A 24,665-nucleotide genomic window follows, 5' to 3' on the forward strand; every position below is an offset into this window, starting at 1 on the left:
AGGTGGAGTGGTGAACCCCTCGACGGCACAGGCGCGCGTAGTCGTCGACGAACTGATCCGCGGCGGTGTCCGCGATGTGGTGCTGTGCCCGGGCTCGCGGAATGCGCCGCTGGCGTTCGCGCTGTCCGACGCCGACCGTGCCGGCCGCATACGCCTTCACGTCCGCATCGACGAGCGCACGGCCGGGTACCTGGCCGTCGGTCTTGCAGTCGCCGAGCGGTCCCCGGTCTGCATCGCGATGACCTCGGGCACCGCGGTGGCGAACCTCGGCCCCGCGGTCGTCGAGGCCAACTACGCCCGGGTGCCGCTGATCGTGCTGAGCGCCAACCGGCCCTATGAAATGTTGGGCACCGGCGCCAACCAGACCTTTGAGCAATTGGGTTATTTCGGTACCCAGGTGCGGGCGAACATCAGTGTGGGTCTGGCGCCCGAACTCACCGGGGCGAAGCCGGGCGAACTCATTTCGCTCAACGCCCAGTGGCGCTCGGCGACCTGCCGGGTGCTGGCGGCGGCCACCGGATCGCGTACCGCCAACGCCGGGCCCGTGCAGTTCGACATCCCGCTGCGCGAGCCGCTGGTTCCCGATAACGCGCACGGGGACGCGTCCTTCCCGCCGGGCCGCCCGGACGGCAAGCCCTGGACCTACACCCCGCCGGTGAGTTTCGACCAGCCGCTGGAGATCGACCTCACCCCGGACACCGTGGTGATCGCCGGCCATGGTGCCGGCGTCCATCCCAATCTGGCGGGGTTGCCGACGGTGGCCGAGCCCACCGCGCCGCTTCCGGAGAACCCGCTGCACCCGCTGGCGCTGCGCCTCGTGCACCCCAAACAAGTCATCATGTTGGGGCGTCCCACCCTGCACCGGCCGGTCTCGGCACTGCTGGCCGATCCGGCGGTGCCGGTCTACGCGCTGACCACGGGCCCGCGCTGGCCCGACGTCTCGGGCAACTCGATGGCCACCGGCACCCGCGCGGTGACGACCGGCACCCCGGACCCGGCCTGGCTGAGCCGCTGCACCGAGCTCAACCAGCACGCCGTGGCGGCGGTGCGGCAGCAACTCGCGTCGCACCCGCTGACCACCGGTCTGCACGTGGCCGCGGTGGTCGCCGATGCGCTGCGCCCGGGGGATCAGCTGGTGCTCGGGGCGTCCAATCCGGTGCGCGACGCCGCCCTGGTCGGGCTGCGCACTGCGGGCGTCAAGGTGCGGTCCAACCGCGGTGTCGCCGGTATCGACGGCACGGTGTCGACGGCGATCGGTGCGGCGCTGGCGCACGATGGCCGGACCATTGCGCTGATCGGGGATCTGACCTTTGTGCACGACAGCTCGGGGCTGTTGGTCGGGCCCACCGAGCCGACGCCGCGCAACCTGACCATCGTGGTGTCCAACGACAACGGCGGCGGCATCTTCGAGCTGCTCGAACAGGGTGATCCACGGTTCGCCGACGTCTCGTCGCGAATCTTCGGTACCCCGCACGATGTGGATGTCGCGGCGTTGTGCCGCGCCTATCACGTGGACAGTCAGCAGGTGGAGGCTGACGCACTCGGCGCTGCGCTGGCCGAACCCTTCGACGGGATGCGGGTGCTGGAGGTGAAGGCCGACCGGTCGTCGCTGCGCGCCCTGCACGCGTCGATCAAGGCCGCCTTGTGAGGCCCGCGCAGATCGCGGCGCGTTTGCGGGCGATGGTGCAGCCGCTGATTCCGCACCTGTACGGCGAACCGGGCGAGACGCGGTCCCAGCGGATCATCCGCCGGGTGCGGATCGGCGTGGTGATCGCCGCGTGCCTGGTCACGTTGCAGTCGGTGCTGCTGGTGCTCGGCGCGTGGCGCAATGACCAGCAGATCGAGAGCAACATGGGCGTGGCCGCCGCCGAGGTGCTCAGTGCCGGACCGCGGCGCTCGACGATCGAGTTCGTCACGCCCGACCGCGTGACCTACCGTCCCGAGCTGGGCGTGCTGTATCCGTCCGAACTCGACACCGGGATGCGGATCTACGTCGAATACGACAAGAACAATCCCGATCTGGTGCGGGTCCGCGACCGCGATGCCTCACTGTCGATCATCCCGGCCGGGTCGATCGCGGTGGTGGGCTGGTTGGTTGCGGCCGCGGCGCTGACGCTGCTGGCGTTCCTGCAGCGACGGCTGAGCCGGGTCAGCTCCGCGGCGTAGCCAGCAGTTTGGCCAGCCAGTCAGGGTCGCTGGTGTCGACAACCTGCTCGCCGACGAGGTCATAGATCGCCGGGGTGGACACCTCATATTGGGTTTCGGTGAGTAGTTCGGCGTTGGCGTCGTTGAGCTGGTCGGCGTCGACGGCGTGCTCACCCGCGGCGATCTTTTCGGTCTGCTCGGCGCCGACCCCGCTGCCGGAGGCCATGGCGGCGATCTGGTCGTCGGTCGGGCCGGGCGAGCCCTCGGGTTCCTGGTGGCCCCACAGATCCTGCACGAACGCCTGGAATGCCGCCCCGGTGGTGGTCGGTCCCGCGGCCAGGAACAGAGCATTGGCCACGTGGGCCGAATACTCGGTGACCGAGCGGTCCAGGAAGGTCAGCGGCCGGTACGTCACCGCCAACTTGCCCTGGCCGACGGCGTTGGCGATAGCGTCGCCGAACTCATGCTGCAGGTGTGCACATGCCGGGCACTGTGGTTCGGTGAAGAACTCGATCCGCGCGGGCGCATCCGGATAGCCGATCTGGACCCCCCAGCCGTCCTGGGTGATCGCGCTGCCGGGTTTGTCTCCGTTGGCCTGCGCGGTGCCGTCGACGAGCCGGGTGCAGCCCGTGGTGGACCCCGCAACGGACAAGGCCAGCACGGCCAGCATCGCTGCAGCAACGCGGGACAAACGCATGCCGCAACACTAGCCCCGCGCATCAGCTTTTAGCGTGTCGTATCCCCGGACGCTACCTAGGCGACAGGTGCCGCTGAGACCATTCCGGTGTGCGCGTTGCGATCGTTGCAGAGTCCTTCCTCCCGAATGTCAACGGCGTCACCAACTCGGTGCTTCGGGTGATCGAGCATCTCCGCCGCACCGGCCACGAGGTACTCGTCATCGCTCCGGACACTCCGCGGGGTCAGCCGTCCGCCGACCGCGTCCATGACGGTGTACGTGTGCACCGGGTGCCCTCACGGATGTTTCCCATGGTGACCTCGCTGCCGCTGGGTGTGCCGCGGCCCCGGATGGTGAACGTGCTGCGCGGCTTCGACCCCGACGTCGTTCACCTCGCATCGCCGGCCCTGCTCGGCTGGGGCGGCGTACATGCCTCCCGCTACCTGGGGGTGCCGACGGTGGCGGTGTTCCAGACCGATGTCGCCGGTTTCGCCGAGAGCTACGGCGTCGGCGTCCTCTCGCGGGCCTCGTGGGCGTGGACGCGGAGGTTGCACAGCAAGGCCGACCGCACGCTTGCCCCGTCCACCTCAGCGATGGAAAACCTTGAAGCCCACCGGATTCCCCGGGTTTTCAAGTGGGGGCGCGGGGTCGACATCACGGGTTTCGCGCCGTCGGCCCGCGATGAGCAACTGCGGGCGACGTGGTCTCCCGAGGGCAGGCCGATCGTCGGGTTCGTCGGGCGGTTGGCGCCGGAGAAGCACGTGGAGCGGCTGGCCGCGCTGGCCGGGCGGGACGACCTTCAGCTGGTGGTGGTGGGCGACGGGGTGGACCGCGCCAAACTCCGAACAGTCTTGCCCACCGCCGTTTTCACCGGTGAACTGCACGGTGAGGCGCTGGCTGCGGCCTACGCCAGCATGGACGTCTTCGTCCACCCCGGTGAGCACGAGACGTTCTGCCAGGCCGTGCAGGAGGCGATGGCCTCCGGCCTGCCGGTGATCGCTCCCGATGCCGGCGGACCCAGGGACCTGGTGGCGCCGTACCGCACCGGGTTGTTGCTGCCCGTCGAGGAATTCGAGTCCGCCCTGCCCGCATCCGTGGAGCATCTGATCGCCGAGCGGTCGCGCTACTCGGTGGCCGCGCGTCGCAGCGTGCTGAGCCGCACCTGGCCCGCGATCTGCGATGAGCTGATCGGGCACTACGAGGCCGTGCAGGGCCTGCGTCAGCTGCGCGCTGCGTGACCTCTGCCCGGCGAGCGAACTCAGCCCTGTGCCAGGACCGACACCGGCTGCCATTGCTCCCAGGTCGCCAGCCGGCTCTCGTAATCGGCCTTCGCCAGCTGCAGCGGTAGTTCGCCGAAAAACACTCGCAGCGGCGGGTTTTCGGCGTCGACGATCTTCAGCACCGCCTCGGCCGAGGCCTTGGGATCGCCGGGCTTGGCGCTGCGCTGTGCCCGGGCGTGTTGTGCGGCGGCGCGGGCCTCGTCGTAATCGGCAAGCGGGGCAGCATGTCTGGCCGAGGATCCGGCCCAGTCGGTGGAGAACCCGCCCGGCTCGATCAGCGTCACATGGATACCGAACGGTGCGACTTCGGCGGCCAGCGACTGCGAGAACCCTTCCAGCGCCCACTTGGACGCGTGGTACATGCCGACCAACGGGAACGCGGTGATTCCGCCGATCGAGGACACCTGGATGATGTGCCCGCTACCTTGCGCCCGCAGGTACGGCAGCGCGGCCTGGGTGACCCACAGCGCGCCGAAGACGTTCGTCTCGATCTGATCGCGGGCGTCGGCCTCCGACAGCTCCTCGATGAACCCGAACTGGCCGTAGCCCGCGTTGTTGACGACGATGTCGAGGCGGCCGAAGCGATCGTGGGCCGCTTTCACGGCGGCGAAGTCCGCCTCGCGGTCGGTGACGTCCAGCTTGATCGGCAGCAGCGCGTCGCCGTACTTGTCGGCCAGATCGGCCAGTGTCGCGGTGTCACGCGCGGTGGCGGCCACCTTGTCCCCCCGATCCAGGGCAGCGATCGCCCACTCCCGTCCGAAGCCCCGCGATGCACCGGTGATGAACCACACTTTTTCGCTCATGATCAGGTTCAAGTCGTGCCGGTGGGCGCCAATTCCCGGTCGCAGGAAGTTCACAGCGAGGACTACGGGTACCGTCGGCGGCGTGAGTCGCGCGAGCCTGGAGAAGAACCCCCACGAAGTGGCATCGATGTTCGATGCCGTGGCACGGCGCTACGACCTGACCAACACGGTGCTGTCACTCGGGCAGGACCGGTTCTGGCGTCGGCAGACGCATGCGGCGCTGGGCATCGGCCCCGGCGACAAGGTGTTGGACCTGGCCGCGGGGACCGCGGTGTCGACGGTCGAGTTGGCGACATCGGGTGCCTGGTGTGTGGCCGCGGACTTCTCGGTGGGCATGCTCGCCGCCGGGGCGTCACGCCCGGTGCCCAAGGTGGGCGCCGACGCCACCCGGTTGCCGTTCGCCGACGGGGTGTTCGACGCGGTCACCATCAGCTTCGGGTTGCGCAACGTGGTCGACCACGTGGCGGGCCTGCGTGAGATGGCCCGGGTGACGCGCCCCGGTGGCCGGCTGGTGGTGTGTGAGTTCTCCACGCCGACCAACCGTGCGTTCGCAACGCTGTACAAGGAGTACCTGATGCAGGCGCTGCCGCGGATGGCCACCGCGGTGTCCAGCAACCCGGACGCATATGTGTATCTGGCCGAGTCGATCCGGGCCTGGCCGGATCAGGATGAGCTGGCGCGGCGCATCGGCGAGGCCGGCTGGTCACAGGTCAAGTGGCGCAACCTGACCGGTGGGATCGTGGCACTGCACGCGGCGACGAAGCCGTCCTCAGGTCAATAATCGCCAGACGATCATGCCCAGAGGACCAAGTACAAGCGCGGACATCAGGGCCATCTGGAGGTAATCGCGCACCTTGAGCCGGGTCAGATCCTGCGCACCGCGCCGCAGCGGCACCCACCGCTTGCCGGTCGGGGTCTGCATCTGTGCCTGATATGCGGCAGCCCATTGCGACGTGGCCGGGAGCGCCTGGTTGCGTTCTGCGCCAGAATCGAGTTGCGCCTGGGCTTCCCACAGCCGAGCATTGCGCAGCGCCACCAGAGCGTCGGGTGTGGGGCGCGGTTGCTTGGTCATGTGGCCCCTCCGAACAGCCCGGTGACCGGGCCCTGTTGGAGCCGTTCCTCGAGGTATTGGAGGAACAGCACTGCCAACATCAACTCGGGCAGTGGGTAAGGCTTTGGTTGTGGGCTGTCGAGCAGATAGTCGGAGAACGACCGGTGGGTGCTCTTATAACCGGTGGAGTACATCACTTGGCCGTGGATACGGCCGATCCGGGTCCCGGTGCAGTCGAAGATCGGTATGGGTTTGTCCGTTCTGCTTTGGTGTATCTCGGTGGCGCCCAACCACTGCCGGTTCGCCTCCAATCCCAATGTGCCACCGTGGCATCGGGAGAACTGCGCAACCGGAGCGGTGCGGCGGAGGCGTCCCACGAGATGACCGCTCGCGTCAGTGACCTGCATCGCCAGGTCCGGCCCAGCGTGGGACCGCTCATCGAACCAGCTGAGGTACAGCAGAACTGCCCCATCGGGACGGAAGATGGCGAAGTGCCGTTCGCCCTGCATCACAGCGAGGGGTTGGATCAGGGCCAACTGTTGGTCGAAGACGTTCTCGAGCGAACAACAGATGTTGCGATCTTTGGGATCGGTCATGGCGCGCAGGTAGAGCAGAGGTTCGCCGAACGGGAATCCAGCAACGGGCCGGGCGTGCGGAGGCAATTGTGCCTGCGCGGCCGGCGATGGTGCGCTTTCGATGACGGTCCCCTCTGGTGTACGTCTACCTGGCGACGATGCTAGACCAGAGTTGCGAGTGTGAATCCGCTGCGAGTAGTGGGTACGACCCTAGGATCGCGATGGATCGCTGTGGTGACGAGAGGACCTTGCGTGTACCCACCTGCCGGCGGCCCTCACCAGGGGCCGCAGCCTAACCCGCCGCACCACCACGGCTACCCGCAGCATCTGCCGCCCCGCTACCCGATCGAGCCGATGCCGCCACCGCCGTGGCAGGACCCGTCCATCGCGCCACCGCAGAAACCGAAGGGGCGTGCCAGGTACCTGCCGATCGTCGTATCCGGGCTTTTCGGTGCGCTCTTGGTCACGGTCGCCATGGTGATGCTCCGCGGGGACACTGGTGGCTATTTCGACAGCGGTGATCGGGTGACACCGACGGCTGACGGGCACATGGTGTTCGCCAAAGAGAAGCACCTCGACGGAAAGCCGCCGAGTTCGGTGCGCTGTACCGCGATCACCGATGCCGGCGAGGAGTTGACGCTGCCCGCGCCGGATGAGGTCAAAACCACGTCCCGCGGTGCCCGGCCCACAATCAGGTATGTGTCGGTGGCCGAATTACCCACCGACCGAGGACCTTTGGCGGTGACCTGCATCAGAGTCGGGTCGGATTTCAGCCCCGAACTGGTGCTGGGCAAGCCGGAATCGTCCACCAGCGTGCTGGTCTTCTTCGCCGGGTATGGGGCGCTGATGGTAGTTCTGATCGGCGTGGTGATCGTCGCGAACCGCAGGTACATGAACCGCTACCCGGCACCGCAGGGCGATGGACAACAATGGCAGGTTTGAGCCCCGGCTGAGATTCTTACGACAGCATCCGGCTGGTCAGCACGAACCGCCTCAAGGATCGGCGATCGCGGGGGCTCACCGAAGTGCCGGTCAACTCGGCCGCCCGCGGATGTTGCATGGCCCGGATCGCCCGCCGCGGCACGGCCCGTGGCCACCAGTCCGTCGGCGCGAACATCTGCCGGCGGAACGGCTCGAAGTGCTCGCCCACGCTCAACCGGGTACTGCACTCGTCCTCGAAGTACTCACAGAACTCGGGCCAGCTTCCCGGCACCGGTCGGGTGGATATGCCGTAGCGGCGGTACCACGCGCAGCACTCCTGGTAGAGCTGCTCGTGTTCGTGCTCATCGAGCTTCCGGATGAAGGTATTGACCATCATCACAAGGCTTTCCACGTAGGTGGCGTGCTGGAAGTGGAAGACGTCGGGGTTCAGCGCGTGGTACTTCTGCCCGGCCGGGTCGCGGCCCTTGACCTCTTCGTGTGCGAACCGGATGTACGGCCGCATGTCGACGTCGGTGAAGGCGATCCTGATCGCCTGGGTCACCGTGCGTTTGTGGTGTAACCAGACTCGCCGGTGCAGCAGTGCGTGCTGCGAGATCCCGGTGGCGATCGTCGGATGCAGGGACTGCAGGCAGGCCGCCCTCGGCAGGACGAACAGGAACCGCCGGTCCCGGAGATACTGCGACAGCAGCGTGTCCGGGACCGGTTGGATGGCCGCCCTGCTCAGATCAGGGCCTTCCTACGGCGGATCCGGCGGCGCAGATCCTTCAACAGCACCGCGTAGTTGCCGGTGCGCAAGGACTTCGGCAGGAAGCGGTTGACGAACGCCACGAACAGGAAGAGATGCTCGAAGCGGCGCCGGTCGGTTTCGGTCCACTCCAGTTCCATGGCGTCGCGGAACACCGGCGCCAGGAAGCCGATGGTCAAGAACCGCAACAGCGGTGCCAGCATCATCCGCATCGGCCAGTTGATCATCCGCAACTCCACCAGAACCATGAGGTAATCCCGCACGAACGGGGTCATCTCGACGCGTTCGCACGCGGTGTTCCAGTACGCGTCGAAGTCGGTCCTGGTGGCCGGCCACATCTCCTCGAGCACCTGCAGAGTGGTGCCGATCGTCATGGCGCTCTGGTAGAAGCCTTCGGCCTGCTCCTCGGTCATCTTGCCGTAGAGCAGCTGATGGGTGTCCTCGTAGAAGATGAAAAGGCATGCCGCCACCCACAACTGCAGTTCGCGGTTGAACGCGTTGTACTTGACCGGACTGTCCTCGGTGGAGCGAACCTGCCGGTGCGCGACGTTGACCGCCTCGCGATAGGCGTTCTTCTCCTCGTCGCTGCCGAGGATCGCGACGGTCAGGTACTGCGCGGTGGTGCGCAGCCGCTTCCACGGGTGATGCACCAAACTGCCTGATTCCACCCGGCTTTCGGAGACGCCGTAACCGACCTCTGGCCAGCTCATCTGCATGATGACGTTGGCCGCCGCCCCGGCCGCGGACCAGAAGTCCAGCGCGTCGGACAGGTCGACGTCCTTCTTCCTGATCCACCGCGGCACCCGCTGAGTGACGGTGATGCGGGTTTCGGCAGTGGTCAACCGCGGCTCGGCGGCCAGATCCACGTATGTCGCTGGCATGGGGCTCCTCTCGGGGGTGAAACGGCGGGGTTACACGGTCTGCACGTCGTCGACGATCCAGCGGTCGCCGCTGCGCACGAGCTTGACCACCATCCGGTACTTCTGGTTACTTCCCTGTGGCGCAGTCACATTGGTGACGTGTTGGTCGACGAACGCGACGACCGTCGCGGTGTCGCCGTCGAGCGAGTCGACGACGACGTGATCGGCCGTTGCGGTCGCGACGCCTTTGCTGGTCACCACGATGTCGCGAAGCGCCTTGACCATCTCGTCGTACTTGGCCGCGAACCCGGGGGTGGAGTTGGCCACGATGTGCTCACGGTTGGCGTCCATCTTCTGGTAGTCGAATGCGGCCATGGCCACCAGATAGTCACGCGACATCTGCACGGCCTCGGTGCGCAGCGATTCGTCCTGGCGGTGGTGGTACTCACTGATCGACAACACCACCAGCGCGGCCGTGGCGGCCGCGGCCAGCAGCGCAACCAGGCCCGCCACGAGCCGGTGCTTGCGCCGGCCGGGCGCGGTGGTTTCGTCTACCTCCGCCTCCTCGGCAGTCTCGGGTGTGTCGGCTTCGTCTGCTGTGTCTTCAGCGGGATCCTCCAACGTCAGCACCGATTCAATGCGCTGGTCGTCATCATCGGAATTGCTCACTGCGGGCCACCTTTCAGGATGCTGCGCCACTTGTAGGCCAGCTGGGCCAGGGTCGGGATCTGCACTGGGTCGCTGACCACTTCGGGTCCGATCGGATACCCCGGGGTCTGTGAGTTCTGCAGGCCGAGATCGTTGGGTCGGGGTGCGTTGACCGCACCCCGCATGAGCATGTCGGGTGCGGGTGGGCAGTACATCACCAGGTTGGGCTCTTTCGCGCTGACATCGCCGATGGCCCGGCGGTCGACGTCGTAGTTGCACACCGGCCCCTGGGTGGCGATCAACGAGAAATCGGCCCGGGTCTGGCCGGTGGCGTCGACCTTCACGATGGAGGTCAGATCCTGCAGGCCTTTGGGGATCGTCGACAGGCCGGTCTGCAGTGAGTCGGTGCGGTCCCCGATGATCGGGGTGACGGTGGCCAGGTTGGCCAGGGTGGCGCCGAACGTGCCCTGATAGGTGTCCAGAACCCGCTGCAGGGACTTCAGCGCAGCCGGTGAGCGGTCGGTCAGGTACAGGAAGGCCGGGCCGCTGCCGTCGAGCTGATTGGCCAGACGGGCGCTGGCGCCCATGCCGCGGACGAAGGGATCGCCCTGGCCGGCCATGGTGGTGACCAGCTCGGCGGTGCCGTCGATCAGAGGCTGCAGCTGACCGGTCTGGTTGCGGATGCGGGTGGACATGTCCGACGCGTTGTCGATCAGCATGGCGAGATCGGGGCCCAGCCCGTCGAACGCATTCGACAGTTCGGTGCCGACCGATTGAACCGCCTGGGTGTCAATGCCTTTCACCAGTTGCGCGGTGTCGCCCATGATGCGGTCCATCTGGATGGGTTGCCGGTCGGCCGGTGCGGCGATGGTGTCGCCCGAGGCCAGGTACGGCCCGGCGTCGGACTGCGGCATGATGTCGACGCTCTGGATACCCGCGGCCGTGCCCATCCCGACGGTGAGGATCGCGTCGCGGGGGATCCGGGTGTCCGGGTCGATCGCCAGCCGCACCATCGCGGTCCCGTCGGGGGTCAGCCACACGTCGTCGACGGTGCCGACCTGCACGCCGCGCACGGTGACGCTGGTTCCCGCGGTCAGGCCGAACGCGTCGGTCATCGTCGCGGTCAGGGTCATCGGTGTCCGGAAGCCCTGGGGCCCGGCCACATAGCGGATTCCGAACGGGATGACGATCACGGCGATCACCGCGAAGATCGCCAGCTGAACCACTACCAGGCGTCTCAATTCAGACCTCCCGACAAGAACCCCTCCAGGGCCACGTCCCCGGTGATCGGGGTGCCGTTGACGATCAACCCTCCGGTGAGCAGTTTGTCGATGGTGCCCGGAATGTCCAGGGCGCCATCGAACATCAGGTAGTCGCCGTGGACGGAGTTGCCGAACTTCTCCAGGAAGGTGTTCATCGCGGTGAGCATCCCGCCGAGCCGGTCGTTGAAGGTGCCCATCATGCCGACGACGGTGCCCGCGTCGGTCACCATCGCGTTCAGGTCGGTCGACGACAGCGCACTGTTGGCCGTGGCGGCCAGCGCGGTGGTCGAGGAGAACAGGGTCTGCAGCTTGGCGCGCTGCACGTCGAGCATCGCCACGACTTTGGGTACAGCGTCGAGGTATCCCGCCACGGTTTTCTGCTCGCGGCCGAACTGCCCGGTGATGTTGGCGGCCAGGCTCATCGCCTGATCGAACTCGCCCTGGTGCTCAGAAGCCTTGTCGGCCAGCAGCGACATCGAGTCGATCAGCCCGCGCACCTTGTCGGCCCGGCCTCCGAATGCCTTGTCCAGTTCGGTGACGATGGTGGCGAGCTGGTCGACACCGCTGCGGGACAACAGCGCCCCGAAGGTGGCCAGCGCACTTTCGATCTGCGGCCCGAGCTCGGTGTGGCTGGGCGGGATCACGTCGCCGTCGCGCAGCGCACGCTGGGGTGCGAGCTGTGCGCTGCTGAGCCGGACGAACGGATTGCCCAGGGCCGATGGGAGTTCCACGCTGGCGACGGTTCCGGAGTCGAGGCCGTCTGCGTCGGCCAGGCTCAGCTGCACCGAGGCTCCCGAGGCGGCCAGGTTCATCCCGCTGACCCGGCCCACCACCTTCTGCCCGTTGCGGACGTCGGCGCCGATGGTGATGCCGTCGGCGGTCGGCAGCACCACCGTGACGGCCATGGTGTCGGTGGGGGAGGTGCGGCCCAGGGGAAGATCCTGAATTCCGATATCGCTCAATGCCCATACGCCCGCGGCGGCCACGATCACCGCACAGCCGGTCGAGAGGCGAGCCAGGGATCTAGACATGACCGTTCACCTCGGGTACTTCGGGTTCGGCGGCGGGGTGTTGCCGGTGACCGCGGTGACGATGCCCAGCGGGTCCGACCGGCTGATCGGGTAGGAGATCGGGTTGGTGATCCCGGCGCCCACGCACATCGGCAGCATGTTGCGGTCGCAGAAGTTCTGGGCCGCGGCGAACTGGGTGAGCACCGTGGACACGTTCAGCCGGATCCGGCCGCGCCGGTCCTGGCCGACGGTGTTGGACAGGTTCTGCATCATCAGCGGTACCAGGTCCATGAATTCGGCCAGCTGGGGTTGATTGGCGGTCAGTACGTCGCCGACGGCGTTGAGGTTGGCCGCGATGGTGCCGAGGTCGTCGCCGTGCTGGGTGACGAAGGTGTCGACCTGATCGAGCACGACCTTGAGATCGGCCATGGGCTGGGCGATGTCGACGTTGGCGTCGGCCCAGCTTCCGCCGACCTGGCCGAGTTCGTCGACCATCTGGTTCAGCGACACCTGCCGCTGGTTGAACGCGGCCATCAGCGTGCTGAGGTTGTCCACCACCGCGCCGATGTCCTCGGCCCGGGCGCCGAGTACGCCGCTGGCGGCGCTGAGGTTGCGCATCGCGGAGTTGAACAGCTTGCCCTGGTCGTGCCACTGTTCGGCGCCTCGGGTCAGCACTGCACCGATGTCGCCCTGTTGCGGGCCGATCGCCGAGGTCAGCGTGCTCAGGCTGCCGAGCATGCTGTCGAAGGTGATCGGGGAGTGGCTGTGGTCGGCTCCGATCACATGCCCGTCGGTCAGGGTGGGCCCGGTTCCGCTGTAGGCCGGGCCGAGTTCGACACTGCGGTCACTGATCAGCGCCGGGCTCACCACATAGGCGTCCGGTTCGGCGGGCAGCATGACGTCGTCGGGAAGGGTCATGGTGACCCGCACCGTGGTGCCCTGCGGCGTCACCGCGGTGACCCGTCCCACCGGCACCCCGAGCACGGTGACCTTGCTGCCCGGGTAGATGCCGTTGATGTAGCCGAAGTCGGCGTGCACGGTCCGGGCCCGGTCGGTGCGGCCGAACACGTACCAGCCGCCGGCGGCCAGACACAGGACCACGACGAGTACGGAAGCGATGCTCCGGTTTTCACGAGTCATCGGCACTCCCGCTGAACGTTGAGGAAGCACAACAGGTTGTCGGGCATCACCACGGATGGTGAGTTGACGTCGGCCCAGTTGCCGTTGCCGGTGGCGTTGGTGACCGCCCGGATCGCCGGGGGCATCTTCTGCAGGGTCTGGTCGATCTTGTCCACGTTGGCCTTCAAGGTTCCGGTGACCGCGGTGAGGCCGGTGATCAGACTGCTGAAATCGGCCTGCTTCTCGGTGTAGATCGCGGCCAGGTGCCGCATGATCGCGGTCAGGTTGTGAACGATGTCGGTCAGTGCCTGGCGCCGCGCGGCCAGTGAGGACACGATGTACTGCGCGTTGGCCGCGGTGTCGGCCAGTGAATCCGTCTGGTGGGACAGCATTTCGGTCATCGACCGGCTGATCCGCAGGATCTCGTCGATCTTGTCGCCGTTGTCGGCGAACGCCGAACTGGCCGCGCTGATCCCGGCCAGGGCCTTGCCGAGCTCGGTGCTGTTGCCCGGCATCGTCTCGGCCAGGGTGCTCATCATCGCCGTCAACGGCTGCTGGTCGACGTGCTCGGCGGTGTCGGCGGCCTTACGACCCACCTCGTCGAGGCTGTAGGGGACGGTGGTGCGCGACAACGGGATGACGTTGGAGTCCAACCCGTTGATGGTCCCGGCGGGCATCACGTCGAGGAACCGCTTGCCCAGCACCGTCCGCAGTCGCACCGTGACGGTGGTGCGGTTGCCCAGCGCTTGAGCCTTGTCCAGCCGGAAACCGACGCGGACCCGGTCGCCGGCCAAGGCCACGTCCTCCACCCGCCCGGCCGGGACCCCGGCGACATACACCGGATCGCCACCGGACAGTCCGCTCGCATTGGCCAGCTCGGCGACATACGCGTTGGTCCGTATGTGGTAGACGGCGCGGGGGATCCCGATCGAGACGACCATGATGGCGACCAGGGTGATCGTGCCGATCATGCCCAGCGCCAAGGGGATTGACGGGTTGTGTTTGCGCTGATCTTTGACGAAGAGGAAGATCACCGCGCCGACGAAGAGGTCGATCAGTTTGACGAGGAACATCTACAAACACACCTCGGAATGTCTGCTGCCGAAGATGTTGGCTTCGTGGCTGCGAATCTTGAGGGTGAAGTTGCACAGGTACAGGCTGACGAACCCGCCGTAGCTGGAAGTCCGGTTGATCGCATCGCCGAACTCCGGGAGCCGGGCCAGCAGCGTGGTGAACTGCTCGGTGTTGGGCTGCCAGGTCTGCAGCATGGAATTGAGATTGGTGATGGTGTCTCCATAGGCGGCGCTGGAGTTGTTCACCGTGTTGGCCAGAGTGGCCAGCACGGCGTTGCCCTGGTCGATGAGCATCTCGAACTGCCGGTCGCCGGAGGTCACCGCGGCGCTGAGCCGGTTGAGCCCGGTGAGCATCTGTTCCAACTGCGGCTGACGGGTGTTCATGGTCCGCATGAGTGCCGACATGTTGTCGATCAGCTGGGTGAAAATCCCAGCGTTGTTGGTCAAACTCGATGTCATGGCTGCGATCTGGGTGAGCAGCGTCGTCAAGGTCTGGGCCTGGCCGCTGAAGGTCTCGACGAATCCGCGGGTAAGGGTGTTGACCTGCTCGGGGGCCAGCGCGTCGAACAGCGGCTTGAACCCGTTGAGCAATGCGGTCAGATCCACCGCCGGCGAGGTCTGGGCCAGGGGGATGACGCCGCCGGCGGCCAGCCTGGCCGGCGGTTCGTCGGTGGAGACGTCCATGATGGCGCCGCCCGGGTCGGACAGGGCCACGTAACGGGCACCGAGCATGTCGCCGTAGCGCACCGCCGCGGTGACGTTGCCGGTCAGGGTGAAGTCGGAGTTGACCTCGATGTCGACGTCAGCCCGGCTGGTGCCGTCGGCGTTGGAGGCGAACCGGATCGAATCCACCCGGCCGATCCGAATACCGTTCATGGTCACCGGGTTTCCGACGTTGAGGCCCTCGACGCTGGTGAACTGCGCCTGGTAGGTGACGGTGCTACCGCGCACCGGCACCGACAGGGTGTTGATCACCAGCACCGCGCTGAGCATCCCGGCCGTGCCGAAGGCGCCCAGCTTGGCCCACGACTGCCAACCACCGTTGCGGTTCATGAGACCTGTACTTCCGTGCCGCGCACGAGCGGGCCCAGCATGAGCACCGTGGCGATGTTGGGTTGGGTCGAGGGGGCACCGGTCGGGGGGATCAGTTGGTCCTGCAGGACCGCCAGGGCATGGGCCTGGCGGTCGGCGTCGACGACGGCTGACGCGGGTGCGGCCCCTGGAACCGCCTCGGCGGGAAGCGGTTCCGTGGGGATCGGCGCCGACTGCGGCAACCCGGGCCCCGGCGGCAGGAACGAATTCGTGGGCAGGTGCGGGGCCGGCGGGGTAAGAGGATTGACGGGTAGGTCGGCGGCCGGGCGGGCCAGCACGTCGGCCGGCTGATCCGGCACCTCGCCCGACGGTGCGGATTCGGCGCAGCGCGCGCCCTGGGTGTTGCCGTAGACCGGACAGTCCTGCAGCGAGTACGGCATCGGTCCGGCGAAGGTCGCCACGGCGGTGATGTTGAACTTGCCCGTCGCGAACACCTTGGCGCCGGCCTCGCCGAACGACTGTGCGCCGGCGAGGGTGTCGACCAGACCCAGGGGCTGGGCGGCGGTGGTCGCCATGATCTTCCCGGCCGAGTCGACCACGGTGATCAACTGCTCGCGGTGATCGGACATGAACGAGGTGAGCACTGAAGAGAACCGGGCGAAACCGTCGATGGCCGAGGCGAACTTCTTCTGGTCGTCGACCATCCGATTGGACACCGACGTCGCCGCCGACAGCGTCGAGATGATGTCGGGGGTCGCGGTGTTCAGCGAGGCCATCACATCCCGGAACTGCGGTGTGGTGTCGAGGAATCGCACCAGCGACGGCGTGAGGACCTGCGCGCTGGCGCTCAGGTTGTCGATCGTGGTGCCCAGCTCGGTGCCGCGGTTACGCAGCGACTGGCTGATCGCGGTGAGGGCGGTCTGCATGCGTTCGGGTTTGATCTGCGAGAACAGTTCGACGATCTTGGTGAACACGTCGTAGAGCGCCATCGCGTCGGGGCTGTCATCGATCGCCACGGTGTCTCCCGGCTTCAGCCCGGTGGCCGACCGGTTGCCTTGCGGGTCAACGAGTTGCAGATAGATGTCGCCGAAAAAGGTGCGGGGCACGATCCGCGCGACCGCCGAGGACGGGATGATGCCCAGGCTGTCGGGTTCGATCGCCAGCCGGACCCGTGACGTGCGGGTGCCCGACTCGATGTCGGCGATGCGCCCGACGTTGACACCGTGGTAGCGGACCGGGGATCCGCCGGTGATCAACCCGGCCGACACCGGCACCCCAACGAACACATCGGCGCTGCGTTCCAGATGTCCCGAGGCTCGGGCCACCAGCACGGATGCCACGGCCATCGCCACGGCGGCCGCGGCCAGCCCGCGCAGCGCCAGTTTCGCCCGGCTGGGGTCGGTGCGCCTGCTTCGCTTCCTGGATCTGCCTGGCCCGTTCACATTCCCATCCCGGGGATCTCGGGGACCAGGCCCCACAGCGCGAAGGTCAGCAGCACGTCGAGGATGCCGACCGCGAGGATCGCGGTGCGCAGTGCCCGTCCCGCGGCCTGCCCCACCCCGGCGGGCCCGCCCGAGGCGAAGTAGCCGTAGGTGCAGTGCACCAGCGCCACCACGATCGCGAAGACGATGGCCTTGATCCCGGAGTAGAGCAGGTCTCGCGGACCGAGGGCCAGGTGGAAGAAGTAGTCGTAGGTGCCGGGGGAGGCGCCGTTGAAGATCACCACCACGGTGCGGGTGGACAGGTAGCTCGCCAGCAGTCCGATCATGTAGATCGGGATGACGCAGACCACCGAGGCCAGCACGCGGGTGCCGACCAGGTAGGGGATGGAGCGCAGCGCCATGGCGTCGAGTGCGTCGATCTCGTCAGAGATCCGCATGGCCCCGATCTGGGCGGTGAATCCCGTTCCGACCTTGGCGGCCAACGCGATTGCCACCACCACGGGCGCCAGTTCGCGGGTGTTGGCGATCGCGGCGAGCATGCCCGAGAGCGTGTTCATCCCGACCAGATCCAGGCCGCGCTGGGTCTCGACGCCCAGCATCATGGCCGCGGCCAGCGACATGGCGAACACGATGCCGATGGTTCCGCCGCCGGACAGCAGCGAGCTGGTGCCGAAGGTGACCTCGCCGATCTGTCCCAGGGTGTGCTTGCGGTAGCGGACGAGGGCGTACGGCAGGGACCCCAGGACTTTGGCGTAGAACGTGACGTGCTGGCCGGCGACGGCGAGTGCGTCGTACCCGGCGCGCGCGGGCCGCGAAATCCGGTGCAGGGCAGCGCTGCTGGTGATCGCGGTCACCGGTAACTGCCCACGGCCGGAACCACCACGGTGTACAGCGCCGACATCGTGGTGTTGAGGATGAAGACCAGGGCGAAGGCCAGCACGACGGCCTCGTTAACCGCGTTGGCCACGCCGCCGGCCCCGCCCTTGGCGTGCAGGCCCTTGAAGGTGGCGACCAGGGTCGCGGTCAGCCCGAACACCGCCGACTTGATCAGTGCCATAACGAAATCCGACACCTGACCGTATTGGCTGAAGGTGGCCAGGAACGTTCCGGCGGGCAGGTGCTGCACGCTGATGTGATACAGGTAGCAGGCCATCACGCCGCCGAAGGTCACGATCGAGCACAGGGCCAGCGCCACGATGACGGAGGCGACCAGACGCGGCGCGACGAGACGCTCGATCACATCCAGCCCCATGACCTCCATCGCGTCGATCTCCTCGCGGATGGTGCGCGATCCCAGGTCGGTGCAGATCGCCGAACCGGCCACACCGGCCATCATCAACGCGCACACCAGGGCCGCGGCCTGGCCGACGATGATGAACGCCACCACTGCGCCCGAGTAACCCCCGGCGCCGATGCGCCCGGCCAGCTCACCGACCGACACCGCGATGAACACGCCGATGGGCATCATCAGTAGCAGGGCGGGACCGGTGCATACCCGGCCGATGAACAGGGTCTGGGTGACGACCTCGTCGAGCACCAGGCGCCGGCGGACCACCGCGGTGACAACGCTGACGAGCGCCTGCACCGAGAAGCCGAGCACGTAGCCGCCCTGGACCAGGACATCCCGTACGGGACCCTTGGACGCCGGTAGCTCGTAGGTCATCGAGTTCCTTCCGCGCTCGTCGTGGCATGCGCGGGGCCGGCCGGTGGCACCGGCTGTGCTGAGCACCGTTTCGACCCCCGGTCGTCTGTGGAGCATGTCACATTTCATGACGTCGCCGCAACAATTAAGTGAATGAGCATTCTCGAGTCGCAGTACCCGTGGTGTGGCCTCTGTAGTGGTTCAATCCCGAGTGATGTGATCAATCGATCGGTTCAATGCGGACTGCATTCAGGTCGGCGTGTCGGGCCTGTTCGTTGGAGAATCGCCGTTAACTTAGCGCGCACAGGGGTTGCCGAACTGAGGTGGTGTCGGTATGTCGGGTGGGGTTGGGGAGCGTCATATTTCGCGGCGGTCGTTTCTGGCCGGCACGGCCACGGCTGGGGTGGCCGCGGCCGCGCTGAGCAGGCCGGGAGCCGCGCGCGCGGCGCCGGGGTCCACGGTCGCGGTATTCGGTGCCGGGGTGGCCGGCCTGACCGCCGCGCACGAACTGGCCGAGCGCGGGTACCGCGTCACGGTGTTCGAACGGAAAGCGCTGGGCGGCAAGGCAAGGTCGATCCCGGCGCCGAGCGCGACGGGCAGCACGCTGCCGGCCGAACACGGCTTCCGGTTCTTCCCGGGCTTCTACCGCAACGTGACCGACACCATGCGGCGCATCCCGTTCGCCGGCAACACCTTCGGAGTTTGGCAGAACCTGACCCGGGCCACGTCGTACCTGCACTCGGGGCTGGGGCGGGCGGATCTGACCATCCCGCTGCCGTTTCCGATCCCGACGCTGCCCAACCCGATCACCCCGAAGGCGTTCACCGAGTCGGTGGCCGCGGTGTTCCAGACGTTGTTCCGGCTGCCGCCCCTGGAGGCGGTGTACGCCGCTCAGAAGCTCGCGGTCTACGTCACCAGTTGCGACGAGCGCAAGCTCGGCCAGTGGGACAACATGACGTGGGAGAGATACATCGGAGCGGACCGGAAGAGCAAGGAGTGCAACCGGTATCTGGCCGACGGCATCATCCGGAATCTTGCCGCCTCCAAATCCAAAGACGCCAGCGCACATTCGATCGGGTTGGTCGGTGAGGCCTCGGTGTGGTCGATCCTGTTGTTGGGCAACGATATCGACAACAAGGGATTCGACCGGGTGCTCAACGGGCCCACCAGCCTGCAGTGGATCGACCCCTGGGTGGCGCACCTGCAGTCGCTGGGAGTGACGTTCCGGCTCGGGCAGGCGCTGGCCCGGCTGACTCCCAACGGCCGCCACATCGCCTCGGCGACGGTGGTCGACGGCAACGGGGTGGCTCAACCGGTGGTAGCCGACTGGTACATCTCCGCCGTGCCGTGCGAGAAGCTGGCGGCGGTGTTGACCCCCGACGTGATCGCCGCCGATCCCAAGCTGGCCTCGGTGGCCGCGCTGCGCACCGAGTGGATGAACGGCCTGATGTTCTTCCTGCGGGAACGCGTCGACGTCACCAAGGGTCACGTCAACTACGTCGACTCCGGCTGGGGGCTCACGTCGATCAGCGAGGCACAGTTCTGGAAACGGCCGCTGACGTCGTACGGCGACGGGACCGTCAAAGACTGTCTGTCGGCGATCCTCTCGGACTGGAGCACCCCGGGCAATTTCAACGGGCTCAGCGCCCGGCAATGCACGCCACCGCAGATCGCGGCCGAGGCCTGGGCGCAGATCAAGGCCCACCTCAACGACACCGGCATAGTGCTCACCGACGCGATGCTGCACTCGTGGTTCCTCGACCCGGCGATCATCGACTCGGGCACGCCGAATGTGCGCAACGACGAACCGCTGTTCATTCAGGACCCTGGGTCGTGGGCGCGCCGGCCGGAAGCCACGACCGGGATCGACAACCTGTTCCTGGCCGGCGAGTGGATCAAGACCGACCAGAACGTCACGACGATGGAGGGCGCCAACGAAGGCGGTCGCTACGCCGCCAACGGGGTGCTGCTGGCGTCGGGCTATGCGGGCCCGAAGGTGAAGATCGTCGAGCTGTTCCAGGCGCCGTGGTGGGCCCCGTTCAAGGCCGCCGACAAGGCGCGGTACCGGGCCAAGCTGCCCAACGTGCTGGACATCGTCGATGCCCGCTGGCCGACCTGACCTGCTCAGATGAAAACCATTCCCAATAACCCTACGATGGCCCGGTGACGTCGACCGGATCCGTACCCGTGCTGGCGGTCGCCGGGCATCTCGGCGCCGGCAAGACCACCCTGCTCAACCACCTGCTGCGCAACAGCCGCGGCGTCCGCATCGGTGCACTGGTCAACGACTTCGGCGCGGTCAACATCGACGCCATGCTGGTGGCGGGGCAGGTCGATGCGATGGCGTCGCTGTCCAACGGGTGCATCTGCTGTGTGGTCGACGGCGAAGAAGTGGGCGAGATGCTGGGCAAGCTCGCCGCCGTCAAACCCCGGCTGGATCTGATCGTGGTGGAGGCCAGCGGTGTGGCCGAACCGGCCTCCCTGGCCCGCACCATCATCACGGTCGACGATCCCCGCTTCCACTATGCCGGGCTGGCCCTGGTCCTCGACGGACTGCAACCCGACCTGAGTCACGGGCTGCCGGTCGCCGATCTGGTGGTGCTCAACAAGGCGTCCTCGTGCACCGACGTCGAGGGATTACTCGCGCGGATCCGCGAGCTCAGCCCTCGGGTTCCGGTGCTGCCCACCGACTTTGCCCGCATCGACCCCGAGATGCTGATCGAACCGCCGAAGCGGGCGCCGCAGGCCCAGCTGTCCTTCGACGAGCTGCTGCACGACCAGCATGACCACGACCATCCCGAGTATCAGAGCGTCGAGTTCCGCACCGATGCCGCGGTCAACCCACGCTTGTTCATGGAGTTTCTGCGGGATCGCCCCGTTGGGCTCTACCGCGCCAAAGGTTTCGTCGACTTCGGCGCCCAGAGCTTCCTGCTGCAGCTGGTCGGCAGCTCGCTGCGCTTCGAGAAGCGGCGCTCGGGTGCCACCGAGTTGGTGCTGATCGGCACCGGGATGGACACGTCGGCAGTGCTGGCCGCACTCGAGCGGTGCGCTGGTGAGCCGGCCGACGAGAACGCGATGCTCGGGGTGCTCAAGTACGTGGTGTAGCTGGTGGCGGGTGCTTTTCGCCCGGGTATTCTGACCGCTCACCCGACTTCAAGGAGCCGCATTGTTCAAGGTCAACGAGTACTTCGGTGGCGACGTCGCATCGATCGGCTTCACGACGCCGGCGGGGCCCGCGACCGTGGGCGTCATGGCCGTCGGCGAGTACGAGTTCGGCACCACCCAGCTCGAGATCATGCGGGTGGTTTCCGGTGCGCTCACCGTCAAGCTGCCCGGCCGCGAGGATTGGGAGACCTTCGCGGCCGGCACTCAGTTCACCGTGCCCGCCGACAGCAAGTTCCAGCTGCGCGTCGAGACCGAGACCGCCTACCTGTGCGAGTACCGCTGACGCTAGGCCGTTCTGCTCAATCGTCACCGTTTTCTACGCCAGGGTTGTTCAAGGCGCGAATCACGACCCGGGTGTAGAAATCGGCGAGCAGCACGTGGGTGTGCGCGCCACCCGATCGGGGTAACCACACCGGCATGCGACCGATCACCTTGACCAAGACGGCCACTGCGGCATTGACCACCGCACTCGTCGGCGGGCTGGCCAGCAGGCCTGCGCAGTCGAACTGGTACGAGTCCTTGCGCAAGCCGTCGTTTCAGCCTCCGCGACAAGCCTTTCCGATCGTCTGGCCGATCCTGTACGCCGGTATCGCGGTGGTGTCGGCCCGCACGATCGACCGGCTGCGCACCGACGGGCATCAGGATCAGGCCCGCGCCTACACGGTGGCATTGGCCGGCAACCTCGCCGTCAACGCCGCATGGTCATGGGTGTTCTTCTCCCGCCGCCAACTCGGCGCCGCGGCAGTCACCGCCGCCGTGCTGACCGGCAGCAGCGCCGACCTGACCCGCCGGGCGGTGCAGGCGCAGGGCGCGTCGGGCGCGGCGCTGGCGCCCTATCCGCTGTGGTGTGCATTCGCGACGGCGCTGTCCGCCCGGATCTGGATGCTCAACCGCAACTGATCGCGATCAGCTGAACGGTTTGCGCTGATCGAGTCGACGCGAGGCCAGCCCGGCCGTGCGCCACACCCGTGCGACCCAGTCGTCGTCCTCCTCGGTCACGAGGTTGCCCATCACCCGCACGGCGATGTTCATCAGGAACGACGAGCGGATCGCCAGCGGGCCGGAGGCCGGTAGGAACCGGGGCAGCGTGAGCAGCAGGGCCAGCCTTCGGGCGATCGAGAACCCCTGGGCGTAGTGGTCCTGCAGTAGTGCGGGCCAGGCGTGTGAATAGTCGCCGGACCCCAGCAGTTCGGCCGCCAGCCGGCCGGTTTCCAGCCCGTAGTCGATGCCTTCGCCGTTGAGCGGGTTGACGCACGCCGCTGCATCGCCGACCAGCATCCAGTTGGGCCCGGCCACCCCGGACACCGCGCCGCCCATCGGCAACAGCGCCGACAATGCGGCCCGCGGCTCCCCGGTAAATCCCCATTCCTCGCGGCGCAGCTCGGTGTAGTACGACAGCAGCGACCGCAGCGCGGCGTGGGCGGGACGTTTGGCCGTCGCCAGGGCGCCCACGCCGATGTTCACCTCACCGTTGCCCAGCGGGAAGATCCAGCCGTAGCCGGGCAGCACCTGGCCCTCGGGGGAGCGCAGCTCCAGATGCGAGGTGATCCACGGCTCGTTGGCGCGCGGTGAGGCGATGTAGCCGCGGATCGCGGTGCCGTAGACGGTTTCCTTGTGCCAGGTGCGGCCCAGCACGCGGCCCAGGGTGGAGCGGGCCCCGTCGGCCACGATCAGGTGCGTGCAACCGATCGTGGCGCCATCGTCGAGCTGTACGGATTCGACCCGCCCACGCGAGTCGTAATTCACTCCAACGACTTTGGCGCCCAGGCGCATCTTCGCACCGTCGTCGGCGGCGACCGAGCGGATCCGGTCGTCGAGTTCGGTGCGCGGGACCGCACTTCCGGTGGACGGGAACGACGGCCCGGGCCACGGGACTTCGACGTCGGCGCCGAATCCCGACAGCCGCAGGCCGTGGTGCCGGATCCGGGTGTCGAGCCACGGGCCCATGCCGAGCCGCTCCAGCTCGGCAACGGCCCGCGGCGTCAGCCCGTCGCCGCAGGACTTGTCCCGGGGGAACTGCGCCGCGTCGACAACCTGCACGTCGCGACCGGCTCGAGCCGCCCATGCGGCGGCCGCCGACCCGGCCGGTCCCGCGCCGACGACGACCACGTCTGCCTTGATATCCATTGCTCCCAGTATGTTGGACGAATGAGGACACCAGCGACTGTGGTGGCAGGCGTTGATTTCGGGGACGCGGCGTTCGCCGCCGACGTCCGGGACAGCGTCGCCAGGATCGAACAACTGATGTCTGATGAGCTCGGCAAAGCCGATGAGCTCATGGCCGAGGCAGTCCAGCACCTGTTCCAGGCCGGCGGAAAACGGTTCCGCCCGCTGTTCACCGTGCTCTCGGCGTCCCTGGGCCCCCGGCCCGACGATCCCGAGGTCGCGATCGCGGCTGCGGTGATCGAGCTGGTGCACCTGGCCACGCTGTATCACGACGACGTGATGGACGAGGCCCAGATGCGACGCGGGGCGCCCAGCGCAAACGCCCGCTGGGGTAACAACATCGCCATCCTGGCCGGCGACTACCTGTTCGCCACGGCCTCGCGGCTGGTTTCACTGCTCGGACCCGACGCGGTGCGTGTGATTGCTGACACATTCGCGCAACTGGTGACCGGTCAGATGCGCGAGACCCGCGGCGCGGCCGAGCATGTCGACTCCGTGGACCACTACCTCAAGGTGGTCTACGAGAAGACCGCGTGCCTGATCGCCGCCTCGGGGCGGTTCGGCGCGACGTTCTCGGGGGCCGACGCCGACCAGATCGACCGGCTCCACCGGTTGGGCGGCATCGTGGGCACCGCCTTCCAGATCTCCGACGACATCATCGACATCGACAGCGATCCCGACGAATCGGGCAAGGTCCCGGGCACTGACCTGCGTGAGGGCGTGCACACCCTGCCGGTGCTCTACGCGCTGCGCGACTCGGGCCCGGACTCGGACCGGTTGCGTGAGTTGCTGGCCGGCCCGGTCGAGCGCGATGAGGACGTCGCCGAGGCGCTGACGCTGCTGCGGCGGTCGACCGGTATGGCACGCGCCAAGGAGACCGTGGCCGAGTACGCGGCGCAGGCTCGCGACGTGTTGGCAGACCTTCCGGCCGGGCCGGGGCGGGACGCACTGGCCACTCTCGTGGACTACACGGTCAATCGTCACGGCTGATTCCGGAACCACGGGCGGTAACTGAGCGTTTAATCAGCG

26 protein-coding genes are annotated in these 24,665 nt (G+C 67.4%); 10 read left to right on the forward strand and 16 right to left on the reverse strand.

Translation table 11 applies throughout. The features are described from left to right. Positions 1–10 precede the first annotated feature (10 nt). Positions 11–1,648: a 2-succinyl-5-enolpyruvyl-6-hydroxy-3-cyclohexene-1-carboxylic-acid synthase gene (menD, locus tag ACZYZ7_RS11530; protein WP_463740940.1), complete on the forward strand. Its 1,638-nt coding sequence runs from the start codon at positions 11–13 to the stop codon at positions 1,646–1,648. Positions 1,649–1,680: 32 nt separating this feature from the next. Beyond that, the gene (locus ACZYZ7_RS11535; protein WP_135460277.1) at positions 1,681–2,166 is read left to right on the forward strand and encodes a DUF3592 domain-containing protein; all 486 of its coding nucleotides are present in this window, start codon (positions 1,681–1,683) and stop codon (positions 2,164–2,166) included. On the opposite strand, the gene ACZYZ7_RS11540 is transcribed toward ACZYZ7_RS11535, so the two are convergent. Continuing rightward, positions 2,150–2,842 carry a DsbA family protein gene (locus ACZYZ7_RS11540; protein WP_463740941.1) on the reverse strand — a complete coding sequence of 231 codons (693 nt, stop codon included), beginning with the start codon at positions 2,840–2,842 and terminating at the stop codon, positions 2,150–2,152. The two genes, ACZYZ7_RS11535 and ACZYZ7_RS11540, sit on opposite strands and share 17 nt — an antisense overlap. 89 nt (positions 2,843–2,931) lie before the next feature. Between ACZYZ7_RS11540 and ACZYZ7_RS11545 the strand changes: the two genes are divergently transcribed. Then, complete coding sequence (locus ACZYZ7_RS11545; protein WP_463740942.1) at positions 2,932–4,059, forward strand: glycosyltransferase family 4 protein; 1,128 nt, start codon at positions 2,932–2,934, stop codon at positions 4,057–4,059. 20 nt (positions 4,060–4,079) lie between these two features. Here the strand turns inward: ACZYZ7_RS11545 and ACZYZ7_RS11550 are convergent, their stop codons facing one another. Next, positions 4,080–4,904: an SDR family oxidoreductase gene (locus tag ACZYZ7_RS11550; protein WP_463740943.1), complete on the reverse strand. Its 825-nt coding sequence runs from the start codon at positions 4,902–4,904 to the stop codon at positions 4,080–4,082. 82 nt (positions 4,905–4,986) lie between these two features. Here ACZYZ7_RS11550 and ACZYZ7_RS11555 point away from each other — a divergent pair, with 82 nt between their 5' ends. Next, positions 4,987–5,685, forward strand: coding sequence for a demethylmenaquinone methyltransferase (locus ACZYZ7_RS11555; protein ID WP_135458296.1), 699 nt, complete (start codon positions 4,987–4,989; stop codon positions 5,683–5,685). On the opposite strand, the gene ACZYZ7_RS11560 is transcribed toward ACZYZ7_RS11555, so the two are convergent. Further along, positions 5,674–5,976: a hypothetical protein gene (locus ACZYZ7_RS11560; RefSeq protein WP_463740944.1), complete on the reverse strand. Its 303-nt coding sequence runs from the start codon at positions 5,974–5,976 to the stop codon at positions 5,674–5,676. The two genes, ACZYZ7_RS11555 and ACZYZ7_RS11560, sit on opposite strands and share 12 nt — an antisense overlap. After that, the gene (locus ACZYZ7_RS11565) at positions 5,973–6,551 is read right to left on the reverse strand and encodes a hypothetical protein (protein WP_463740945.1); all 579 of its coding nucleotides are present in this window, start codon (positions 6,549–6,551) and stop codon (positions 5,973–5,975) included. The genes ACZYZ7_RS11560 and ACZYZ7_RS11565 overlap by 4 nt, the downstream gene beginning before the upstream one ends. 231 nt (positions 6,552–6,782) lie before the next feature. Between ACZYZ7_RS11565 and ACZYZ7_RS11570 the strand changes: the two genes are divergently transcribed. Then, a complete protein-coding gene (locus ACZYZ7_RS11570) occupies positions 6,783–7,472 on the forward strand; it encodes a hypothetical protein (protein ID WP_463740946.1) in 690 nt (229 codons plus the stop codon). Between the two features lie 16 nt (positions 7,473–7,488). On the opposite strand, the gene ACZYZ7_RS11575 is transcribed toward ACZYZ7_RS11570, so the two are convergent. Genes ACZYZ7_RS11575 through ACZYZ7_RS11625 form a run of 11 tightly spaced genes read right to left on the reverse strand, consistent with a single transcriptional unit; the run spans position 7,489 to position 18,326 of the window. After that, complete coding sequence (locus tag ACZYZ7_RS11575) at positions 7,489–8,196, reverse strand: oxygenase MpaB family protein (RefSeq protein ID WP_463741067.1); 708 nt, start codon at positions 8,194–8,196, stop codon at positions 7,489–7,491. Next, on the reverse strand, positions 8,193–9,098 hold the full coding sequence (locus ACZYZ7_RS11580) for an oxygenase MpaB family protein (RefSeq protein ID WP_135458286.1): 906 nt from the start codon (positions 9,096–9,098) through the stop codon (positions 8,193–8,195). Before ACZYZ7_RS11580 ends, ACZYZ7_RS11575 begins: the two co-directional genes overlap by 4 nt. Before the next feature lie 30 nt (positions 9,099–9,128). After that, entirely contained in the window at positions 9,129–9,746 is a 618-nt protein-coding gene (locus tag ACZYZ7_RS11585; RefSeq protein ID WP_463740947.1) for a mce associated protein mas1a, read from the reverse strand. Continuing rightward, the gene (locus ACZYZ7_RS11590) at positions 9,743–10,966 is read right to left on the reverse strand and encodes an MlaD family protein (protein ID WP_463740948.1); all 1,224 of its coding nucleotides are present in this window, start codon (positions 10,964–10,966) and stop codon (positions 9,743–9,745) included. Before ACZYZ7_RS11590 ends, ACZYZ7_RS11585 begins: the two co-directional genes overlap by 4 nt. After that, a complete protein-coding gene (locus ACZYZ7_RS11595; protein ID WP_463740949.1) occupies positions 10,963–12,018 on the reverse strand; it encodes an MlaD family protein in 1,056 nt (351 codons plus the stop codon). Before ACZYZ7_RS11595 ends, ACZYZ7_RS11590 begins: the two co-directional genes overlap by 4 nt. 6 nt (positions 12,019–12,024) lie before the next feature. Further along, positions 12,025–13,137: an MCE family protein gene (locus ACZYZ7_RS11600; protein ID WP_463740950.1), complete on the reverse strand. Its 1,113-nt coding sequence runs from the start codon at positions 13,135–13,137 to the stop codon at positions 12,025–12,027. Beyond that, on the reverse strand, positions 13,134–14,189 hold the full coding sequence (locus ACZYZ7_RS11605) for an MCE family protein (RefSeq protein WP_450073054.1): 1,056 nt from the start codon (positions 14,187–14,189) through the stop codon (positions 13,134–13,136). The genes ACZYZ7_RS11600 and ACZYZ7_RS11605 overlap by 4 nt, the downstream gene beginning before the upstream one ends. Next, positions 14,190–15,242 (reverse strand): MCE family protein, encoded by a 1,053-nt coding sequence (locus tag ACZYZ7_RS11610; RefSeq protein WP_450073053.1) that lies wholly within the window; start codon positions 15,240–15,242, stop codon positions 14,190–14,192. After that, positions 15,239–16,663 carry an MCE family protein gene (locus ACZYZ7_RS11615; RefSeq protein ID WP_450073052.1) on the reverse strand — a complete coding sequence of 475 codons (1,425 nt, stop codon included), beginning with the start codon at positions 16,661–16,663 and terminating at the stop codon, positions 15,239–15,241. Before ACZYZ7_RS11615 ends, ACZYZ7_RS11610 begins: the two co-directional genes overlap by 4 nt. Further along, complete coding sequence (locus ACZYZ7_RS11620; RefSeq protein WP_450073076.1) at positions 16,660–17,490, reverse strand: MlaE family ABC transporter permease; 831 nt, start codon at positions 17,488–17,490, stop codon at positions 16,660–16,662. Before ACZYZ7_RS11620 ends, ACZYZ7_RS11615 begins: the two co-directional genes overlap by 4 nt. Before the next feature lie 23 nt (positions 17,491–17,513). Continuing rightward, positions 17,514–18,326, reverse strand: a complete 813-nt coding sequence (locus tag ACZYZ7_RS11625) for an MlaE family ABC transporter permease (RefSeq protein WP_450073051.1) — start codon at positions 18,324–18,326, stop codon at positions 17,514–17,516. A 313-nt stretch (positions 18,327–18,639) separates the two neighbouring features. On the opposite strand from ACZYZ7_RS11625, the gene ACZYZ7_RS11630 reads away from it, so the two are divergent. The 4 genes from ACZYZ7_RS11630 to ACZYZ7_RS11645 all read left to right on the forward strand — a co-directional run bounded on the left by ACZYZ7_RS11630 (position 18,640) and on the right by ACZYZ7_RS11645 (position 22,370). Next, on the forward strand, positions 18,640–20,424 hold the full coding sequence (locus tag ACZYZ7_RS11630; protein WP_463740951.1) for a hydroxysqualene dehydroxylase: 1,785 nt from the start codon (positions 18,640–18,642) through the stop codon (positions 20,422–20,424). A 44-nt stretch (positions 20,425–20,468) separates the two neighbouring features. Continuing rightward, a complete protein-coding gene (locus ACZYZ7_RS11635; RefSeq protein WP_167857982.1) occupies positions 20,469–21,410 on the forward strand; it encodes a CobW family GTP-binding protein in 942 nt (313 codons plus the stop codon). A 61-nt stretch (positions 21,411–21,471) separates the two neighbouring features. Then, a complete protein-coding gene (gene ppnP / locus ACZYZ7_RS11640) occupies positions 21,472–21,753 on the forward strand; it encodes a pyrimidine/purine nucleoside phosphorylase (RefSeq protein ID WP_463740952.1) in 282 nt (93 codons plus the stop codon). A gap of 134 nt (positions 21,754–21,887) precedes the next feature. After that, on the forward strand, positions 21,888–22,370 hold the full coding sequence (locus ACZYZ7_RS11645) for a TspO/MBR family protein (RefSeq protein WP_463740953.1): 483 nt from the start codon (positions 21,888–21,890) through the stop codon (positions 22,368–22,370). A 6-nt stretch (positions 22,371–22,376) separates the two neighbouring features. Here the strand turns inward: ACZYZ7_RS11645 and menJ are convergent, their stop codons facing one another. Next, positions 22,377–23,597 carry a menaquinone reductase gene (gene menJ, locus ACZYZ7_RS11650; protein WP_135458260.1) on the reverse strand — a complete coding sequence of 407 codons (1,221 nt, stop codon included), beginning with the start codon at positions 23,595–23,597 and terminating at the stop codon, positions 22,377–22,379. Positions 23,598–23,618: 21 nt separating this feature from the next. On the opposite strand from menJ, the gene grcC1 reads away from it, so the two are divergent. Beyond that, complete coding sequence (grcC1, locus tag ACZYZ7_RS11655) at positions 23,619–24,626, forward strand: nonaprenyl/(2E,6E)-farnesyl/geranylgeranyl diphosphat synthase (RefSeq protein ID WP_167857981.1); 1,008 nt, start codon at positions 23,619–23,621, stop codon at positions 24,624–24,626. Positions 24,627–24,665: the final 39 nt, after the last annotated feature.

It is taken from the genome of Mycobacterium sp. IDUB_17 (assembly GCF_055419465.1).

What these genes read in the sequence shown, in the direction of transcription:
- ACZYZ7_RS11560 (WP_463740944.1), bottom strand. Translation starts at nt 5,976, where the DNA reads ATGACCAAGCAACCGCGCCCCACACCCGACGCTCTGGTGGCGCTGCGC.
- ACZYZ7_RS11600 (WP_463740950.1), bottom strand. Translation starts at nt 13,137, where the DNA reads ATGACTCGTGAAAACCGGAGCATCGCTTCCGTACTCGTCGTGGTCCTG.
- ACZYZ7_RS11540 (WP_463740941.1), bottom strand. Translation starts at nt 2,842, where the DNA reads ATGCGTTTGTCCCGCGTTGCTGCAGCGATGCTGGCCGTGCTGGCCTTG.
- grcC1 (WP_167857981.1), top strand. Translation starts at nt 23,619, where the DNA reads ATGAGGACACCAGCGACTGTGGTGGCAGGCGTTGATTTCGGGGACGCG.
- ACZYZ7_RS11605 (WP_450073054.1), bottom strand. Translation starts at nt 14,189, where the DNA reads ATGTTCCTCGTCAAACTGATCGACCTCTTCGTCGGCGCGGTGATCTTC.
- ACZYZ7_RS11595 (WP_463740949.1), bottom strand. Translation starts at nt 12,018, where the DNA reads ATGTCTAGATCCCTGGCTCGCCTCTCGACCGGCTGTGCGGTGATCGTG.
- ACZYZ7_RS11645 (WP_463740953.1), top strand. Translation starts at nt 21,888, where the DNA reads ATGCGACCGATCACCTTGACCAAGACGGCCACTGCGGCATTGACCACC.
- ACZYZ7_RS11550 (WP_463740943.1), bottom strand. Translation starts at nt 4,904, where the DNA reads ATGAGCGAAAAAGTGTGGTTCATCACCGGTGCATCGCGGGGCTTCGGA.
- ACZYZ7_RS11610 (WP_450073053.1), bottom strand. Translation starts at nt 15,242, where the DNA reads ATGAACCGCAACGGTGGTTGGCAGTCGTGGGCCAAGCTGGGCGCCTTC.
- menJ (WP_135458260.1), bottom strand. Translation starts at nt 23,597, where the DNA reads ATGGATATCAAGGCAGACGTGGTCGTCGTCGGCGCGGGACCGGCCGGG.
- ACZYZ7_RS11565 (WP_463740945.1), bottom strand. Translation starts at nt 6,551, where the DNA reads ATGACCGATCCCAAAGATCGCAACATCTGTTGTTCGCTCGAGAACGTC.
- ACZYZ7_RS11535 (WP_135460277.1), top strand. Translation starts at nt 1,681, where the DNA reads ATGGTGCAGCCGCTGATTCCGCACCTGTACGGCGAACCGGGCGAGACG.
- ACZYZ7_RS11625 (WP_450073051.1), bottom strand. Translation starts at nt 18,326, where the DNA reads ATGACCTACGAGCTACCGGCGTCCAAGGGTCCCGTACGGGATGTCCTG.
- ACZYZ7_RS11580 (WP_135458286.1), bottom strand. Translation starts at nt 9,098, where the DNA reads ATGCCAGCGACATACGTGGATCTGGCCGCCGAGCCGCGGTTGACCACT.
- ACZYZ7_RS11630 (WP_463740951.1), top strand. Translation starts at nt 18,640, where the DNA reads ATGTCGGGTGGGGTTGGGGAGCGTCATATTTCGCGGCGGTCGTTTCTG.